Below are 15,863 nucleotides of genomic sequence, written 5' to 3' on the forward strand. Positions count from 1 at the left end.
GGATAAAAGACCAAGTGAAGCCGGCGTTCTTCGCGCCGGTTTCTTTTTTTAGCTCCATTTGCTCAGGCAATAGCCTTTGTTTGAGTCAATCAGCGCATCCAGACCAAAGTCTAGGATTTGCGCCCGCTGATGACAAAATGAGTTAGCGAAAAGAAAAACCGGCCCCTCGCGGCCAAGGATCTCTGCTCATCCGCCCATTCCTTGGCTTCCTGATCCGGAACGAGCTTGTTGGACTCGGCAAACCTTTTCATCAGGGTGATCATCATATTGGCCAGCCCATCTGGCCGGAGTTCGTTATCGCAAATCGTGATCGGCGTGATGCTTTCCACAGTGAAACCCGCGTCTCTCAATATCGGTGGCAGTCGTGCGGGCACGTCTCTCCCGACAAAGTGCTCGTCCCAGGCTTTTATCATCTGATCCATTCTTGCCGGATCATCACTGTACCAAACCAGACTGTCGAAATGGATGTCGCCCACGACAAGCAGACCAGCCGTCCTGAGACAGCGATGGGCCTCCGCCACCGCGGCGGCAATGTCGTCTAAATACTCGTAAACCTGAACCGATACCGCCTTGTCGAGTGACGCATCCTCGACCGGAAGTTGGCCTGCCTCACCCTCCATGATCTGGACCCAGTCATATTCATGGCAGCGGTTTTTGGCGGAACTCCGCATCGCCTCACTTGGATCGATCCCCAAAACACGCCCGGTCGGACCAACCGCCCGCGCGAGCTCTGCTGTCAAAAGACCGTTGCCGCATCCAACGTCCGCAATGGTATCACCCGGGGCTGGTCGCAACGCGTCAAAAGACCCTCGCCGCCGCCGGGTGACATCGGCACCTTGATACACGCTATCGAGTAGACGCGTTGTTGCTGCATCAAATTCAAGCATGGCACTCGCAAAACCAATGTTGGTCAATTCAGCACGTGCAAGCCTAGCGGTTTTTGGTCTAATTGTCTGCCTGCGCAAAAAAGCAGGCACTCAGGCATCAAAAAAAGCCGCCCCTTGTGGGGCGACATTTCTTTCGGTGTTTAGCGAATGGGGATCAGGAGGCCAGAGAGGCATGCACCCCAGCGACGACACCACCCGCTTTGTTCTGACCAAAGCGAGGATTTCATGGGAAGCCGTGTCGTCGGGATTATTCAACGGGGTCTTTCTGGATGATGTGATCATGGTGACTTATGCCGGACCGGGAAATGGCGTGGCGTTTGCGGCGCAATTGATGAAGAAGGGCCCCAAATAGCACCTCCAGCAATCAACGGATTAACCAGTAGGTTTCGTCGTCGATCTTTTCTGCTATTGGGTACTAAGCAACTTAACTACATCGCCGCATGAAACTGCAACAAACATGTAATTTGTCCCAAGGCCTGCCATGTCTGCCCTATTGTGCATCGGGGATTCACACACTCGTCTCATCGGCTCAAAGCCTGAAAACTCTCGTTTTAAGTATGGCCGCCTTTGTCCCGCCGAAGTACCCGGCTTCAGGGCGACCCACCTATTGAGCATAAAAGGCGCTACCGCTGCTGGATTTCGACAAAAGGATCATCAAAACTCGCCTTTTGTGCAAGCAAGCAAAGCAATAAAGCGCCTGAACCCTGACTTTTTAGTTTTTGGCTTCGGGCAAGTTGACGCTGAACTAAGCTGCTACTTCGTTGCCCTGCGCGATTCTATCAATTTGGAAAGCGCTCTTGAGACGCGGATTGCTAAATTGGGTTCCTATCTTGACGCCTGCAAAGATGTCGCGGATGGTCGGCCGTTTTTAATAAAGGGACTGAACACTTCGACACTGCACGAAACGGCGGCCTTGCACCGAATGGTCGCCAGAAATCTTCATCAGGAACTCGGGCTTATGAAACGGCAGGTGGTGCGGGCCCTGCGTCTGCGTAAGATCACAACCGACGTTCACCGTCAGCTCAACACTCAGCTTACCACGGCTCTGAGCGAGGCAGCTCAGGCAAGAAACTTCCCATACGTCGACTTACGTAAGACAACTGGTCTGAAGGAACGTCCAGGGCTGTCAAAACCATCGTTTTGCGCAGGAGGGACTGATATCCATCTAAGGCTGGCCCCTGAAGTTGAAAGCGGATTCGCACAGGCTATTGCCAATAAGGCCAAAGAACTGTTGGGAACGCGCCTTTCGTAACACAAAAGCCGCCCCGAACGGGACGGCCTTTCTTTCACTGTCTCTCGAAAGAGGATCAGGCAGCCAGAGCGGCCTGTGCCTTGGCGACGATCGCGCCGAACGCTTCCGGTTCGTGCACGGCCAGATCAGCCAGGACTTTGCGGTCCACTTCGATACCGGCCAGGTTCAGGCCGTTGATGAAGCGGGAATAGGTCAGAGCTTCGTCATGCGAACGAACAGCGGCGTTGATGCGCTGGATCCACAGGGCGCGGAAGTTGCGCTTGCGGTTCTTGCGGTCGCGGGTTGCGTACTGGTTGGCCTTGTCGACGGCCTGACGGGCAACCTTGAAGGTGTTCTTGCGGCGGCCATAGTAACCTTTGGCCGCCTTGATGACCTTCTTGTGACGGGCGTGAGTTACGGTTCCACCTTTAACGCGGGACATATCGGTATCTCCTCTTAGCGGTCGTAGGGCATGTAGCCCTTGACGATCTTGGCGTCGGGGGCGGACAGGGTGGTGGTGCCACGGGCGTCGCGGATGAACTTTTTGGTCCGCTTGATCATGCCGTGCCGCTTGCCGGCCTGAGCCGACATGACCTTACCGGTCGCGGTCACCTTGAAGCGCTTCTTGGCGCTCGATTTTGTCTTCATCTTGGGCATTTCCGTCTCCTTTCAGGGTTCGGTCCGAAACGCGACTCGGCATGCCACATCGGCCGGTCGCGCGATCAGATGCGCCGTTTACGCAAGTTCGGTCATGCTGGCAAGGGGTTTTTGACCTGTTCGGGTGCTTTTTGCACCGGGGTCGGGAACCGGGGCAGCAGGGCCGCCCCGGTTGGTGTCATCAGTCGGCAAACTTGCGGATTTCGCCGCTTTTCAGTCGCGCGCTGTACGAGGCCAACTCCTGACGCACCACTTTCATCAGGAAGTAGAGCGCAAAGACGTTGACCACGGCCATGGCAAAGATCGCCGCGTCCGAGAAGTCGATGACCGGGCCCAGGTTGGCCGCAGCCCCGATCACCACGAAGATGCAGAAGATCAGCTTGAACGCCAGCTCCTTGGTGTGGCCCTCGCCGAACAGATAGGTCCAGGCCTTGAGGCCATAGTAGGACCAGCTGATCATGGTCGAGAAGGCGAACAGGATCACCGCGATGGCCAGGATGTAGGGGAACCAGCTGAAGGCGCTGCCGAAGGCGGCCGAAGTCAGGCTGACGCCCGAGTTGCCATCCACGGTTGCGATCGCCGTGCCGGCTTCGTTCAGCACGTACAGGCCGGTTGCCGGGTCGATCACCAGCTGCTGGGTGATGATGATCACCAGCGCGGTCATGGTGCAGATCACCACGGTGTCGATGAACGGCTCAAGCAGCGAAACAAAGCCCTCGGTGATCGGTTCCTTGGTGCGGACGGCCGAGTGCGCAATGGCCGCCGAGCCCACGCCCGCCTCGTTCGAGAAGGCGGCGCGCTTGAAGCCCTGGATCAAAGCACCGACCATGCCGCCGGCGACACCCAGACCGGTGAAGGCACCAGCAAAGATCTGACCGAAGGCCCAGCCGATCATGTCGGCGTTCATGATGATGATGACCAGCGCAGTGGCGACATACAGGATGCCCATGAACGGCACGACCTTCTCGGTCACGCGGGCGATCGACTTCAGGCCGCCCACGATCACCATGAACACCACGGCCGCGAAGACCAGGCCGGTGATCCAACCGGGATAGTCACCGACGATACCCGCGATCTGCTGGTGCGCCTGGTTGGCCTGGAACATGTTGCCCCCGCCCAGCGCGCCAAGGATACAGAAGATCGAGAACAGGACCGCCAGGATCTTGCCGCCGGGCAGACCCAGCTCGGCAAAGCCCTTGGACATGTAGTACATCGGGCCGCCCGAAACGGTGCCGTCTTCATACTCGTTGCGGTACTTCACGCCCAGCGTACATTCGGTGAATTTCGATGCCATGCCCAGAAGGCCGGCAAGGATCATCCAGAAGGTCGCACCGGGTCCGCCGATGCCGACCGCCACCGCGACGCCCGCGATGTTGCCGAGGCCGACCGTACCGGACAGCGCCGTTGCCAGCGCCTGGAAGTGACTGACCTCGCCCGCATCGTTGGGGTCGGAATAGTCACCTTTGACCAGGCTAATCGCATGGCTGAAGAACCGCATCTGCACAAAGGCGAAATACAGCGTGAACACCGTCGCGGCCACGACCAGCCACATCACGATCCAGGGAAAGCTCGTCCCCGGAAACGGTGCGAAGATGAAGCTGACGAAGGGGCCCGTCAGATTCGCGAAGGTCTGGTTGATCTTTTCATCCAGACCGGGGGCCTCCTGCGCAAATGCGGGGTTGGCCAGCAGGGCCGCGGCCGCACCCGACAGGCCCAGGGTTTTGATCGATTTCATGTCTGCTCCTCCCGTCAGTTCACGACTGTGACCGGAACGTCGGCATGCATGACCAAATTCTGGGTCGAACTGCCGAAGATTCGCTTTTTGATGCCGTCAGCCGAGGATCGTCCCACGACGATCTGCGATCCGCCGTTTTCGACCGTGATCGCGTTCAGCGTTTCGGCCACATCGCCATGGCGGACAATACCGCGGGCGCTGAAGCCTGCGGCCTTCAGGGCCTCGACGGCGGGTTCCACCACGCGGCTGGTGGCAAGCGCGATCTCCTCCTCGCGCCGCTTGTGCCGCAGGGCGTTTTCCTCGGGAGTTTGGAAAGTATAGGGCGACCATTCGATGACATAGGCAACCAGCAGTTCACACGATCCAATCCGACTTGCCAGATCCTTGGCAAAGCCGACCGCGCGATCCCCGGTCTCTGTCCCGTCCAGTCCTATGACAATTTTCGTTGTCATCTCGTTCCTCCGTTTTTGTTGATTTGGCCGGGGCCCGTGCCCCCGGCAGGGCAGCCGGAACCTGGAACTCGTTTTACAAGACTGCCCTTCGGTCAAGTATCAGGAAAAATCACTAGGAAAAGGAGATTTTTTCGGTCTATTTTCAGGAAAATATGCCGCCAGACCTCAAAAACGCAGGGAAATTGCCTAATGGACAGGGATTTGGATAAGATCGATCAACGGATATTGGCCGAGCTCGAGGCCAATGGACGCCTGCCAATAGTCGAACTGGCGGCCCGAGTAAACCTGACCAACACGCCGTGTTCCGAGCGGGTGAAACGGCTGGAAAAGAGCGGGTACATCACCGGCTACAGCGCGGTGATCGACAAGGAGAGGCTGGGACTGGGGCACTTGACGGTGGTGCAGGTTTCGCTGACGGCCACAGCCGAACACTCGCTGGATCGTTTCAACGAGGCCGTGCGACGGGTACCTGAAATCGAAACCTGCCTGATGGTCGCCGGATCATTCGACTACATGCTGACCGTGCGGACACGCGACATCGCGCATTTCCGAACGGTTTTGGGCGACAAGATCAACAAGCTTCCGGGGATACACCAGACAAGCTCTTTCACGGTGATGGAAACCGTAAAAGAACCTGTCGGCGCCAAAGCAAGACCCGGCGGACCGGGTGGCTGATCCTATTCGGGATCCGTCGAGTAGATCAGACGCTCGTCGCAGGGGGCGACGCGCAGGATGTTTGTCGAGCCTGGCACGTTGAACGGAACACCGGCGGTCACCACGATCTGATCCGAGGCGCCGGCAAATCCGCTGGCACGCGCCGCGCGCGCCGCATTGACCACGGCGCTTTTGAACCGCTCGAGCTCGGGCGTCATCACGCAGTGACAGCCCCAGCTGAGGCACAGACGCCGCGCGGTGCCTCGCAGCGACGTCATGGCGATGATCGGGACACCGGGACGCTCGCGGGCGGTGAGCAGCGCGGTGGTGCCGCTTTGAGTAAAGCAGCAGATCGCCTTGATGTCGGTCTTTTCGGCAATTTCACGGGCTGCGGCCACGATGCCGTCGGCAACGGTCGTTCCCTTGGTCTGGCGCGAGGCGTCGATGATCTGTTTGTATGTTGGGTCGGCTTCGACCTCGATCGCGACCTTGTTCATGGTCTGAACGGCCTCGATCGGATACGAGCCCGCGGCCGACTCGGCGCTCAGCATGATGGCGTCGGTTCCCTCATAGATGGCGGTCGCGACGTCCGACACTTCGGCGCGGGTGGGCATCGGGCTTTCGATCATGCTTTCCAGCATCTGGGTGGCAACGATCACCGGCTTGGCGGCGGCGCGGCACTTCCGGACCAGTCGCTTTTGAATCGGAGGCACGGCCGAGACCGGGAGTTCGACCCCCAGATCGCCACGGGCGACCATGATGCCGTCCGATGCGTCGAGAATTTCGTCGAACGCCTCGACCGCGGCGGGTTTTTCAATCTTGGACAGGATGGCGGCGCGGCCGTCGGCCAGGGCGCGCGCTTCGTACACGTCCTTGGCCCGCTGCACGAAGCTCAGCGCAAGCCAGTCGACACCCAGCTGGCAAACGAACTCCAGATCGTCCCGGTCCTTCTCCGACAGGGCCGCCAGCGGCAGTACTACGTCGGGCACGTTCACACCCTTGCGGTTCGAGATGGTCCCGCCGATTTCAACTTTGCAATCCGCGAAATCGGGGCCGCATTTCTCAACCACAAGCCGGATCTTGCCGTCGTTGACCAGCAGATGCGCCCCCGCTTCCAACGCCTGAAAAATCTCGGGATGCGGCAGGCAGACCCGGCTGACATCGCCCGGAGTTTCGTCCAGATCCAGACGGAACGCGGCACCTTCGACCAACTCTTCTGCATCATTCGCAAACACACCGACCCGCAGTTTCGGGCCCTGAAGGTCCGCCAGAATGGCGATCGGGCTGTCGAGGTCCTTTTCGATCTGACGAATGATCCGGTGGCGCTCACGGATTTCGTCGTGGCTGCCATGGCTCATGTTCAGGCGGAAAACATCGGCGCCGGCCTCGTGCAGAGCACGGATCATATCATAGTCGTTGGACGCCGGGCCCAGCGTCGCCACGATTTTCACATTTCTCAGGCGTCGCATCGATCTTGCTCTCCTTGATGGTCGAATGTTACCGCAAACAATGGTCGGTTTGCTTATTGCGCAATTCCCTTTCCGAGGCAACTGTCCTACACCTGCGGCAAACTAGATGACAGGCTCATGACATACACTCCGTTTTATGTGCACGGGGCGGATCGCCCGTCCCGCTGGCTGATCACGTGTGACCATGCCACCAACACCGTACCGCCGCAGATCAACGGCGGCGACCTGGGCCTCCCGCGCGAGGACATGGAGCGCCACATCGCCTATGACGTAGGCGCCTACGAGGTGTCAAAACATCTGGGCGAGATCCTGAACGCGCCGGTGATCGCGGCCAATTTCTCGCGGCTGGTGATCGACCCGAACCGAGGCGAGGACGACCCGACCCTGTTGATGAAACTGTACGACGGGTCGATCATTCCGGCCAACCGTCATGCCGACGCCGCCGAGCGCGAACGACGCCTGAACCTGTGCTATCGCCCCTATCACGAGGCGCTGGCCAAGATGGCCGCCCTGCCCCACGCCGTTGTCGTGTCGATGCATTCCTTCACGCGCCAGTTGCGGGGCCGTCCGCCGCGCCCCTGGCATGTCGGCATCCTGCACACTGCGGACGAACGGTTCTCGGCCCCTCTGATCGACCGGCTTCGGGCCGAGGAGGATCTGTGCGTCGGCGTCAACGAACCCTACACCGGCGTGTTGCCGGGGGATGCGATCGACCGGCACGCCACCGCCTTTGGCCGCCCCAACGCCCTGATCGAGCTGCGCAACGACCTGATCGCCGATCATGCCGGGCAGCGTGCCTGGGCCGAGCGGCTGGCGCCGATCCTGCAGGACGCGCTGGCCGCAAGCGGGCTGTAACGCTGGAAAAATCCGCGACCAAACGACGCCCGTACTCTTGCACGGCGCACGGGCGGACCCCATTTTTTGGGGTGAAAGGAGGCCGTCATGACACCTGAAACCCTGACAGCCTTTTTCGGCTGGATGACCGTTTTGAACTTTGCGGTCCTGCTGCTGTCGACCCTGATGGTGGTGGCCCTGCAGGACCGCATCGCTGCCATTCACGGCCGCATGTTCCAGATGGAAAAGGCCGAGGTCAGAAAGGCCTATTTCAAGTATCTTGCGAACTATAAGATACTGACCCTGATCTTCTGCCTGATGCCCTGGATTGCCCTCAAGCTGGTCTGAACCGGCGCGCGTTGTGCAATGGCCTCGGGCTTGCTAGGTCTGGATCAAATCCCTTCAAACCGGAGCCCGACCATGGACCCCCAGACCGAGATCGAACTTCAGGCCGCCGCTTTCCGCCGTCTGCAGAAACACCTGATGCAGGACCGCACCGACGTTCAGAACATTGACATGATGAACTTGGCCGGGTTCTGCCGAAACTGCCTGGCACGGTGGTATCAAGAGGCGGCCAATGAAAAAGGCATCGAAATGGGCAAGGGCGAAGCCCGCGAAATTTTCTATGGCATGACCATGGATGAGTGGAAATCCACATACCAGACCGCGGCCGGCCCCGAAAAACAGGCCGCCTTCAAGGTCGCGTTCGAAGAGAACGTGGGCAAAAAAGACTGACACCATAACGAAAAGGCCCGCCAGATCGGCGGGCCTTTGCATTCAGATCGCTGCCTTGCGGCTTTCGTCCAGATAGATCTCGCGCAGGCGCGTGGCGATCGGGCCCGGCGTGCCGTCGCCCAGCGCGACACCGTCGATCTCGACCACCGGCATCACGAAAGCACTGGCCGAAGTGGTGAAGGCCTCGTCGGCCTCTTTTGCTTCGTCGATGGTGAACAGGCGTTCCTCGACCTCCATCTGCGCCTCAGCCGCCATGCGCAGCACCGCCTTGCGGGTGATCCCGTGCAGGATCTCGTTCGACAGCGGGCGGGTGATGATCTTGCCGTTCTTGACGATATAGGCGTTGTTGCTGGTGCCTTCGGTCACGTACCCGTCTTCGATCATCCAAGCATCATCGCACCCTGCGGCCTTGGCCATCATCTTGCCCATGGAAGGGTACAGCAGTTGCACCGTCTTGATGTCGCGGCGGCCCCAGCGGATATCCTCGATCGAGATGATCTTGGCCCCTTTCTTCGCCGCCGGGTTGTCAGCCAGCCCGGGCTTGTTCTGGGTGAACAGCACAAGCGTCGGCTTGGTGTCAGCCGAGGGGAAGACGAAATCGCGGTCGCCGTCGCTGCCGCGGGTGACCTGCAGATAGACCAGCCCCTCGGTGATGCCGTTCAACTCGACCAGCTTGCGGTGGATTTCGAGCAGCTCGTCCTTGCTGCAGGGTTCGGCCATCTGCAATTCGTCCAGAGACCGCTTCAGGCGCACCGCGTGACCCTCGAAATCGATCAGCTTGCCGTCCAGCACGCTGGTTACCTCATAGACGGCATCCGCCATCAGAAAGCCTCGGTCGAAGATCGAGACCTTGGCTTCGGTCTCGGGCAGGTATTCGCCGTTCACGTAAACGGTGCGGGTCATGTCATATCCTTCTCGTCCTTGGGCTGCGCCCATTCCTCGCCTCAGCGCGTCACCCCCAGAGAGCCGCCTGCGGCGGGTGTACTCCGGCCTCGTCGAAAACCAGCGGGGTGTCGCGGTCTTCGGCCAACAGAAGCGGGCCGTCAAGGTCCGTCACCAGCGCGCCCTGCGCCACCAGTGTCGCAGGCGCCATCGCCAAAGAGCTGCCGACCATGCAACCCACCATGATGCCATAGCCCTCGGCCTGCGCCCCGCGGCGCAGTTCCAGCGCCTCGGTCAGGCCGCCGGTCTTGTCCAGCTTGATGTTGATCACGTCATATTTGCCCTTCAACCCGGGCAGGCTGGCGCGATCGTGGCAGCTCTCGTCGGCGCAGACCGGCACCGGGCGCTCCAGCCCGATCAGCGCCTCGTCATCCCCGGCGGGCAGCGGCTGTTCGACCAGCGCGACGCCCAGCCGCACCAGATGCGGCGCCAGATCAGCATAGACCTCGGCCGTCCAGCCCTCGTTGGCATCCACGATGATTCTGGCGTCGGGCGCCCCGGCCCGCACGGCCTCGAGCCGAGGCATGTCGTCGGGCGTGCCCAGCTTGATCTTCAACAGCGGACGATGCGCGTTCTTCGCCGCCTGCGCCCGCATGGCGTCGGGCGTGTCCAGCGACAAGGTATAGGCGGTGATCTCGGGCTTGGGCGCGGGCAGGCCGGCCAGTTCCCAGGCGCGCTTGCCCGCCCGCTTGGCCTCAAGGTCCCACAGGGCGCAATCCACCGCATTGCGCGCGGCACCGGCGGGCAGCAGGTCCATCAGCGACTGGCGCGTGAACGTGTTGGGCAAACCGCGGATCTCGGCTTCGACCGATTCCAGTGATTCGTCATACCGGGCATAAGGCACACATTCGCCCCAGCCCTGATGCGCCCCATCCGTCAGGCGCACCGTCAGTACCTTGGCCTCGGTCCGCGACCCGCGCGAGATGGTGAACACCTGCGCCAGCCGGAACACATCACGAGAGACGTCGATCTGCACGCGCCCACTCCTCTGTCTTTGCAGTTTCCAGCGCCGGAGGCAGGTATCCCCGCCATCGGCGCCCCGGTTGGATCACATCGCGGCCAGCGCGTCCACCAGCTTGCCCGCGCCGAACCGGTACGGATCGGTCGCCGGTAGGCCCATCTCGGCCTCGACCTTGGCGATGTAGGCTTTCGCGTCCTCCTCGCTCAGGTGCTGTGTGTTGATCGAAACACCCGCAACCTGGCAGGCGGGGTTGGCGACGCGCGCCAAAGGCAGGGCCGTGTCGCGCAGCTGCTCCAGCGACGGCAGGGAATATTCCGGCAGACCGCGCATATGGGTGCGGGTCGGCTCATGGCACAGGACCAGAGCATCCGGCTGACCGCCATGGATCAGCGCCATGGTCACGCCGGAATACGAGACATGGAACAGCGATCCCTGCCCCTCGATGTGATCCCAGTGATCGGGATCGTTCTCGGGCGTCAGGTATTCGACGGAACCGGCCATGAAATCGGCCACCACGGCGTCAAGCGGAACGCCCTGCCCGGTGATCAGAATGCCAGTCTGGCCGGTTGCGCGGAAGGTCGATTTCATGCCGCGCTTGCGCATCTCGGCATCCATCGACATGGCCGTGTACATCTTGCCTACCGAACAATCGGTGCCCACCGCCAGACAGCGCTTGCCGCTGCGCTTGCGCCCGTTGGCGATCGGATAACCCACCGTGGGCACACGAACGTCATGCAGGGTGCATCCATGGGTCTGGGCCGCGGCCACCAGATCGCCTTCGTCGCGCAGAAGGTTGTGCAGGCCCGAGGCCAGGTCATAGCCCATTTCCAGCGCGGCGATCAGGACCTCTTTCCAAGCCTGGCTGATGACGCCACCGCGGTTCGCGACACCGATGACCAGCGTCTTGGCGCCGGCGGCCTTGCCTTCGGCCAGGGTCATGTCGGTCAGGCCCAGATCGGCCTTGCAGCCCTCCATCCGCAGCTGACCCACGGCGTTTTCCGGGCGCCAGTCCCGAATGCCGATCGCGACCTTGGCGGCCAGTTGGTCGGGGGCATCGCCCAAAAACAGCAGATACGGTGTCTCGATCATCGCGCGCTCTCCTTTTCTTCCGCCCCAACCTATTAAAGGCCGTCAACGAGCGTTTCTCGTTTTCCTCCGACCTCCCGCACCTCGACCGGAGAATTTTGCAAGATTCCCCCGAACGACGCAAAAAGCTTCGAAATTTTGAAAACGATGAAACTTTGACTGCCGCGTTCCGGGGGCTGCGCACAGCTTTCTGCAACAGCATTGCCGCAACTGCACAATCAGGCTTGCGCAGGGTCGCGCAATTTAATACCCAATTACCAACCGAAATCGCAATTTCATTACCCAGCGAGGTGCCGATGAGCTTTCGTATCCAACCCGCCGCCCCGGCGCGACCAAACCGCTGTCAGCTGTTCGGCCCCGGTTCCAACACCAAGCTGTTCCCCAAGATGGCCGCCTCGGCCGCGGACGTGATCAACCTCGACCTCGAAGATTCGGTGGCCCCGTCCGACAAGGACACCGCCCGCGCCAACGTGATCGAGGCGCTGAACACCGTGGACTGGGGAAACAAGTACATGTCGGTGCGCATCAACGGGCTGGATACGCCCTATTGGTACCGCGATGTCGTTGACCTGCTGGAACAGGCCGGCGACCGGCTGGATCAGATCATGATCCCCAAGGTGGGCTGCGCCGAGGATGTCTATGCGGTTGACGCTCTGGTCACTGCGATCGAACGCGCGAAGGGCCGCACCAAGCCCATCAGCTTTGAAGTCATCATCGAATCCGCCGCCGGCATCGCCCATGTCGAGGACATCGCGGCCTCCTCTCCACGCCTGCAGGCCATGAGCCTGGGCGCGGCCGATTTCGCCGCCTCGATGGGGATGCAGACCACGGGGATCGGCGGCACGCAGGAAAACTATTACATGCTGCGCGAGGGTCAGAAATACTGGTCGGACCCGTGGCACTGGGCCCAGGCTGCCATCGTGGCTGCCTGCCGCACCCATGGGGTGCTGCCGGTCGACGGGCCGTTCGGCGACTTCTCGGACGACGAAGGCTATATCGCGCAGGCGCGCCGTTCGGCGACGCTGGGCATGGTCGGCAAATGGGCGATCCACCCCAAGCAGATCGCGCTGGCCAATCAAGTCTTCACCCCGTCGGACGAGGCGGTGGCCGAAGCGCGCGAGATTCTGGCCGCGATGGAGCAAGCCAAGGCCAAGGGCGAAGGCGCTACCGTCTACAAGGGGCGGTTGGTCGACATCGCCTCGATCAAGCAGGCCGAGGTGATCGTAGCACAGGCCGAGCTGATCGCCGCAAACGGCTGATGGGGAATTATGAGAAAAGGCGCTCGTTTTGTGCGCCTTTTCCTGACTTCGGTTGGCCTCAGCGGCCGAACACGTTGTTTGGGGTCCAGGTAAACTTCTCACCCTGCTTGCCGGATTTCATCATCAGGCAGGACGTTCCCAGCTTCTGGAAATAGATGATCTTCAGAGGGTACCAGCCCGCCTTTGGAACTTCGACCTCGGTGCGCTGGTTGGCTTCACACCCCTGGATCCCAGTGACCCGGCCAATCTGCTGGCCACCGACATAGGCCTCGATCCCGTCATTGGACCAGGTTTCAAGCTCGTAAATGCCCGGAGAATCAAAGCGCATGTACCCGGTGATTTCAGCGGCAACATTGTAGGGGTCCGTGAATGTCAAAACCGGCTCGCCCTTGTTGGTGTCGGCATAGTCCAACCCGCGCAGTGGCTTGCCCGGCTTGGCCTTGGACAACACGCTTTTGGCCTGGCTCAGATCGCGGATCTTTCTCTGAGTACCCTGCCCCACATATTTCACGTTCAACCCCGCCTTGGGATTGGGCTGCGGGTTGGCGGGCTGCAATTTCAAAGGCGCGGCAAATGCGGCACCGGCGACAATCGCCATCACGGTCGCCAATGCGCCTGTCCGAACAAAACTCATGATCGTGTCTCCCTGACATCGCGCCCTGTTCGATCTGGTGCCGAATTTCTGGCGCTTTCAGGCTGACGATATTCCGGGATACATATGCCTGCAAGGTCCTTGCGGCAGTGGGTTCAAGCTCAGGCCCTCAGGTCTTTCGGGGATCCCATGACCACGTAGGACGTGATCGAAGTGACATGGGGCAACGTGCCCAATACGTCGGTATGGAAGGTCTTGTAGGCCGACAGGTCGGCGCATTCCACCCGCAACAAGTATTCGATCGTACCGGTGATGTTGTGGCATTCCACCACTTCGGGCGCCAATTGCACCGCTTTTTCAAAACCTTCCTGGGCGGCCTTTGTATGCTCACCCAGTCCAACGCCGATATAGGCGACGAAACCGACGCCCATCGCCGCAGGGTTCAAAACGGCGCGATACCCGCTGATGACGCCCGACCGCTCAAGCTCTTGAACCCGGCGCAGACAGGCTGACGGCGAAAGCCCTACGCGGTCCGCCAGTTCAAGGTTGCTGATCCGGCCATTCCGGGCCAGCTCTTGCAATATTTGCTGATTCTTGAGGTCAATATTCGCCATTTGTTGCAAGCTTTATGTAATCGAGCGCGAAATCGCAATTTCATTTGACCATACCTGGGCGATCTTTGCGCCATGACTTACGACATTCTACTTGCGCTGGTCGCCTTTGCCTTTGTCTCGTCCATCACGCCGGGACCGAACAATCTGATGCTCATGGCCTCAGGGGCGAATTTCGGGTTCCGGCGGACAATCCCCCATATGCTGGGTATCGGCTTGGGTTTCATGCTGATGGTTTTGTTGGTCGGCGCAGGGTTGGTGCAGGTGTTCGAAGCCTATCCCTTCAGCCACGTGATCCTCAAAATCGCGTCGGTGGCCTATCTGCTATTCCTCGCGTGGCGAATTGCCAATGCGGCTCCTGCCAAGGGCCCGGGACACGCCGGACGACCCATGACGTTTCTGCAGGCGGCAGCGTTTCAATGGGTGAACCCCAAAGCCTGGGCCATGGCGCTGACGGCGACGACCGCCTATGCCCCGGGCCAGACCCTGCAAGCCATTGGGCTGGTTGCCATTGTATTCGGCTGCGTGAATCTGCCATCTGTCAGCACCTGGACGGTTCTGGGCCAGCAGATGGCGCGCGTGCTGACCAACCGGCGACGTCTGACCGTGTTCAACTGGTCGATGGCGGTTCTTCTGGTGATTTCCTTGTACCCGGTGCTGTGGCCGGGCTGAAGTCGCAGGCAAGCGGACCTTGCCACCACGCGCGAGGAAACGTACCCCGACATGCGGTGCCGAGTTGCATCCGGGGCGACCTCGGGTCATATAGCGGAGAACTTTCGCGTTGAGAGGCGTCATGACCCAGTATCTGGATTTCGAAAAACCGCTGGCCGAGATTGAAGGCAAAGCCGAAGAGCTGCGCGCCCTGGCCCGCGCCAACGAAGAGATGGACGTAGCGGACGAAGCCGCCGCGCTGGACGCCAAGGCGGCCAAGCTGCTGGACGAGTTGTACAAGGACCTGACGCCCTGGCGAAAATGCCAGGTAGCCCGCCATCCCCAACGTCCGCACTGCAAGGATTATGTCGAGGCCCTGTTCACCGAATTCACCCCGCTGGCTGGCGACCGAAATTTTGCCGACGATCTGGCGGTCATCGGCGGCCTGGCACGGTTCAATGATCAGCCGGTGATGGTGATCGGCCATGAAAAAGGCTCGGACACCAAATCGCGGATCGAGCGCAACTTCGGCATGGCTCGCCCCGAAGGCTATCGCAAAGCCGTGCGCCTTATGGAAATGGCTGGTCGGTTTGGTCTGCCGGTGATCACCTTGGTAGATACTGCCGGCGCGTATCCGGGTAAGGGCGCGGAAGAGCGCGGGCAATCCGAAGCGATCGCCCGTTCAACCGAGATGTGTCTGAAAATCGGTGTGCCGCTGGTGTCTGTCATCATAGGCGAAGGCGGCTCGGGCGGCGCGGTGGCTTTTGCCACGGCCAACCGGGTGGCGATGCTGGAGCACTCGATCTATTCGGTGATTTCGCCCGAGGGCTGCGCGTCGATCCTGTGGAAAGATGCAGAAAAAATGCGCGAGGCCGCCGAGGCGCTGCGCCTGACCGCGCAGGACCTTCAAAAGTTGGGCGTCTGCGACCTGATCATCCCCGAACCCAAAGGTGGCGCGCATCGCGACCGCCCGGCCACGATCGAATCCGTGGGCAAGGCGATCGCCAAGATGCTGAAGGATCTGAACGGCAAGGATGCCGCCGCGCTGATCAAGGACCGGCGTCAGAAGTTCCTGGACCTCGGATCCAAAGGACTGGCGGCCTGATC

General features: G+C 60.6%; 20 protein-coding genes. 9 read left to right on the forward strand and 11 right to left on the reverse strand.

What is annotated here, in order from left to right; all coding sequences use genetic code 11:
* Window positions 1-110: 110 nt before the first annotated feature.
* On the reverse strand, window positions 111-887 hold the full coding sequence (locus ACR0LD_RS17965) for a methyltransferase domain-containing protein (protein ID WP_170361430.1): 777 nt from the start codon (window positions 885-887) through the stop codon (window positions 111-113).
* On the opposite strand from ACR0LD_RS17965, the gene ACR0LD_RS17970 reads away from it, so the two are divergent.
* The gene (locus ACR0LD_RS17970; protein WP_170367858.1) at window positions 886-1,239 is read left to right on the forward strand and encodes a hypothetical protein; all 354 of its coding nucleotides are present in this window, start codon (window positions 886-888) and stop codon (window positions 1,237-1,239) included. The genes ACR0LD_RS17965 and ACR0LD_RS17970 overlap by 2 nt on opposite strands.
* Before the next feature lie 129 nt (window positions 1,240-1,368).
* On the forward strand, window positions 1,369-2,139 hold the full coding sequence (locus ACR0LD_RS17975) for an SGNH/GDSL hydrolase family protein (RefSeq protein WP_480638319.1): 771 nt from the start codon (window positions 1,369-1,371) through the stop codon (window positions 2,137-2,139).
* Window positions 2,140-2,194: 55 nt separating this feature from the next.
* Here ACR0LD_RS17975 and rplT read toward each other — a convergent pair whose 3' ends face one another.
* The 4 genes from rplT to ACR0LD_RS17995 all read right to left on the reverse strand — a co-directional run bounded on the left by rplT (window position 2,195) and on the right by ACR0LD_RS17995 (window position 4,962).
* On the reverse strand, window positions 2,195-2,560 hold the full coding sequence (gene rplT, locus ACR0LD_RS17980) for a 50S ribosomal protein L20 (protein ID WP_093965154.1): 366 nt from the start codon (window positions 2,558-2,560) through the stop codon (window positions 2,195-2,197).
* Window positions 2,561-2,574: 14 nt separating this feature from the next.
* Window positions 2,575-2,775, reverse strand: coding sequence for a 50S ribosomal protein L35 (gene rpmI / locus ACR0LD_RS17985; protein WP_039523697.1), 201 nt, complete (start codon window positions 2,773-2,775; stop codon window positions 2,575-2,577).
* 181 nt (window positions 2,776-2,956) lie between these two features.
* Entirely contained in the window at window positions 2,957-4,510 is a 1,554-nt protein-coding gene (locus ACR0LD_RS17990) for an alanine/glycine:cation symporter family protein (protein WP_170361427.1), read from the reverse strand.
* Window positions 4,511-4,524: 14 nt separating this feature from the next.
* Complete coding sequence (locus ACR0LD_RS17995; protein WP_093965150.1) at window positions 4,525-4,962, reverse strand: universal stress protein; 438 nt, start codon at window positions 4,960-4,962, stop codon at window positions 4,525-4,527.
* Window positions 4,963-5,151: 189 nt separating this feature from the next.
* Here ACR0LD_RS17995 and ACR0LD_RS18000 point away from each other — a divergent pair, with 189 nt between their 5' ends.
* Complete coding sequence (locus ACR0LD_RS18000; protein WP_093965149.1) at window positions 5,152-5,637, forward strand: Lrp/AsnC family transcriptional regulator; 486 nt, start codon at window positions 5,152-5,154, stop codon at window positions 5,635-5,637.
* Between the two features lie 2 nt (window positions 5,638-5,639).
* On the opposite strand, the gene pyk is transcribed toward ACR0LD_RS18000, so the two are convergent.
* Window positions 5,640-7,085 (reverse strand): pyruvate kinase, encoded by a 1,446-nt coding sequence (gene pyk, locus ACR0LD_RS18005; protein WP_170361425.1) that lies wholly within the window; start codon window positions 7,083-7,085, stop codon window positions 5,640-5,642.
* Window positions 7,086-7,202: 117 nt separating this feature from the next.
* Here pyk and ACR0LD_RS18010 point away from each other — a divergent pair, with 117 nt between their 5' ends.
* From ACR0LD_RS18010 to ACR0LD_RS18020, 3 genes are all read left to right on the forward strand, one after another.
* A complete protein-coding gene (locus tag ACR0LD_RS18010; RefSeq protein ID WP_480638322.1) occupies window positions 7,203-7,940 on the forward strand; it encodes an N-formylglutamate amidohydrolase in 738 nt (245 codons plus the stop codon).
* 87 nt (window positions 7,941-8,027) lie between these two features.
* Window positions 8,028-8,267 carry a DUF6868 family protein gene (locus ACR0LD_RS18015; protein WP_005981131.1) on the forward strand — a complete coding sequence of 80 codons (240 nt, stop codon included), beginning with the start codon at window positions 8,028-8,030 and terminating at the stop codon, window positions 8,265-8,267.
* A gap of 72 nt (window positions 8,268-8,339) precedes the next feature.
* Complete coding sequence (locus ACR0LD_RS18020) at window positions 8,340-8,654, forward strand: DUF1244 domain-containing protein (protein ID WP_480638323.1); 315 nt, start codon at window positions 8,340-8,342, stop codon at window positions 8,652-8,654.
* A 42-nt stretch (window positions 8,655-8,696) separates the two neighbouring features.
* On the opposite strand, the gene ACR0LD_RS18025 is transcribed toward ACR0LD_RS18020, so the two are convergent.
* The 3 genes from ACR0LD_RS18025 to dgcN form a co-directional block, all read right to left on the reverse strand.
* Complete coding sequence (locus tag ACR0LD_RS18025) at window positions 8,697-9,557, reverse strand: D-amino-acid transaminase (protein ID WP_480638325.1); 861 nt, start codon at window positions 9,555-9,557, stop codon at window positions 8,697-8,699.
* Window positions 9,558-9,606: 49 nt separating this feature from the next.
* Window positions 9,607-10,572: an N-acetyl-D-Glu racemase DgcA gene (dgcA, locus tag ACR0LD_RS18030; RefSeq protein ID WP_480638327.1), complete on the reverse strand. Its 966-nt coding sequence runs from the start codon at window positions 10,570-10,572 to the stop codon at window positions 9,607-9,609.
* 72 nt (window positions 10,573-10,644) lie between these two features.
* Complete coding sequence (gene dgcN / locus ACR0LD_RS18035) at window positions 10,645-11,646, reverse strand: N-acetyltransferase DgcN (protein WP_170445794.1); 1,002 nt, start codon at window positions 11,644-11,646, stop codon at window positions 10,645-10,647.
* 293 nt (window positions 11,647-11,939) lie between these two features.
* Between dgcN and ACR0LD_RS18040 the strand changes: the two genes are divergently transcribed.
* Window positions 11,940-12,902: an L-malyl-CoA/beta-methylmalyl-CoA lyase gene (locus tag ACR0LD_RS18040; RefSeq protein ID WP_170407868.1), complete on the forward strand. Its 963-nt coding sequence runs from the start codon at window positions 11,940-11,942 to the stop codon at window positions 12,900-12,902.
* 58 nt (window positions 12,903-12,960) lie between these two features.
* Here the strand turns inward: ACR0LD_RS18040 and ACR0LD_RS18045 are convergent, their stop codons facing one another.
* Both ACR0LD_RS18045 and ACR0LD_RS18050 read right to left on the reverse strand, forming a co-directional pair.
* Window positions 12,961-13,536, reverse strand: coding sequence for a PA14 domain-containing protein (locus ACR0LD_RS18045; protein WP_170361412.1), 576 nt, complete (start codon window positions 13,534-13,536; stop codon window positions 12,961-12,963).
* A 119-nt stretch (window positions 13,537-13,655) separates the two neighbouring features.
* Window positions 13,656-14,108, reverse strand: a complete 453-nt coding sequence (locus tag ACR0LD_RS18050) for an Lrp/AsnC family transcriptional regulator (protein ID WP_170342784.1) — start codon at window positions 14,106-14,108, stop codon at window positions 13,656-13,658.
* 72 nt (window positions 14,109-14,180) lie between these two features.
* Between ACR0LD_RS18050 and ACR0LD_RS18055 the strand changes: the two genes are divergently transcribed.
* Window positions 14,181-14,777: a LysE family translocator gene (locus ACR0LD_RS18055; protein ID WP_480638330.1), complete on the forward strand. Its 597-nt coding sequence runs from the start codon at window positions 14,181-14,183 to the stop codon at window positions 14,775-14,777.
* 121 nt (window positions 14,778-14,898) lie between these two features.
* Window positions 14,899-15,861 carry an acetyl-CoA carboxylase carboxyltransferase subunit alpha gene (locus tag ACR0LD_RS18060; RefSeq protein WP_170372615.1) on the forward strand — a complete coding sequence of 321 codons (963 nt, stop codon included), beginning with the start codon at window positions 14,899-14,901 and terminating at the stop codon, window positions 15,859-15,861.
* The last annotated feature ends 2 nt before the right edge of the window (window positions 15,862-15,863 follow it).

It is taken from the genome of Ruegeria sp. BF8, assembly GCF_056538625.1.